We start from the raw sequence: 1,141 nt of genomic DNA, 5'->3' as shown, positions 1-1,141 counted from the left end.
ACAAATGAAAGAACCGGATATAGAAGTTCTGAATTCGAAAGGTACGGATTTCTTGTGGCTGTATGCTTCAATATCAAAGCTGTGGTATAAGTACTTTAACTGCAATAACTACGTAGACCGCAATTACGTGTTCATGCGCAAAGACGTTAAACCGGACGAACAAAACGTGTATATGCTCATGAAAACGTCGCACCACTGCTATACGGTAACGCATTACTGCGTGTTGGACGGCACCAACGAACTCAAGAAATTCAATAAACTATTCGACGCGGCGCAGTATTTCATGCAATCGTGGGAAGATTACGAGCGTAAATATTCCGAATATAAGGCTGAAGAAGCGCGAGCCAAAGAGGAACGGCGGCATGCGAAAGAAGCCGCAAGAGTAGCAAAAACGCAAAATAAATCGGTTTTAACCCGAGAGGGTGAACAATAAAAAACGGGTGGCGACCAACGCCGAAAGGAGTAATAAACATGGAAAAACAAGTAGTATTGTTCGACGGAGTGTCGAAAGGGGTAAGCAAGGAAAAGCAAACGCCGTTTTATGCGGCAAGGTTTTTTCAAATCGTTAATACGCGTTGGGGCACTCGGCGCGTAGACGTTGCGTTTTTTATATCCGAAGAACAGTATGCGGTGGCAAACGCTTTTGTAGAAGCAAACAAATGCGTGTTCGGCGACGTATTGGAAATCGGCATAAAGATGTGCAAAAATCTTACGCGCGAACCTAAGTTTGTCAAGATTTTGCGAGTAGTAGAGCCGTCGCCGCTCATTAAATATGCCGTATCCGACGAAGAAGACGATTTCGACGAAGACGAATTGAGCGAAACCGCTCCGGAGTTCGTAAAAGTGGACACAAAGAAGAAATAAAATAACGACCTCGGACGTCGTAAAACTCATCGTTCATTTTCCTTAAGCGGGGCAATGTGTTTGGTAGGCACGTTGCTCCCGTATGCCGAGACAGGGGAGCTGGCGTGAAGAACTAATATATCATTGGCTGTCGTTTTTCCATGAATATAACCTTTAGTATAGACGTTGCCGGTGCAAATCCGGCTCTCGGCACAATTCTTTAATAAAAAATCGTAGCCCCCAGCGATAAGGGGAAAGGAGAAAAGAATGCCAAATTATCAAGAAAAGCAAAGACGGA

Annotated in this window: 2 protein-coding genes; both read left to right on the top strand. The window is 44.4% G+C overall.

The annotated features are described in order from the left end of the window. A partial coding sequence (locus NFR55_RS10480) for a hypothetical protein (protein ID WP_251548866.1) occupies window positions 1-433 on the top strand: 433 nt, incomplete at its 5' end. A 38-nt stretch (window positions 434-471) separates the two neighbouring features. Beyond that, window positions 472-864, top strand: coding sequence for a hypothetical protein (locus NFR55_RS10475; protein ID WP_251548864.1), 393 nt, complete (start codon window positions 472-474; stop codon window positions 862-864). Window positions 865-1,141 lie beyond the last annotated feature (277 nt).

Origin of the sequence: Pumilibacter intestinalis (assembly GCF_943193005.1) — a bacterium.
GTDB lineage: Bacteria > Bacillota > Clostridia > Christensenellales > Pumilibacteraceae > Pumilibacter > Pumilibacter intestinalis.
Note: the sequence above shows the minus strand (reverse complement) of the source record. Positions and strands in the feature narration are given on the sequence as shown.

Excerpts from the sequence above, each read along its gene's own strand:
- NFR55_RS10475 (WP_251548864.1), top strand. The coding sequence starts at position 472 with ATGGAAAAACAAGTAGTATTGTTCGACGGAGTGTCGAAAGGGGTAAGC.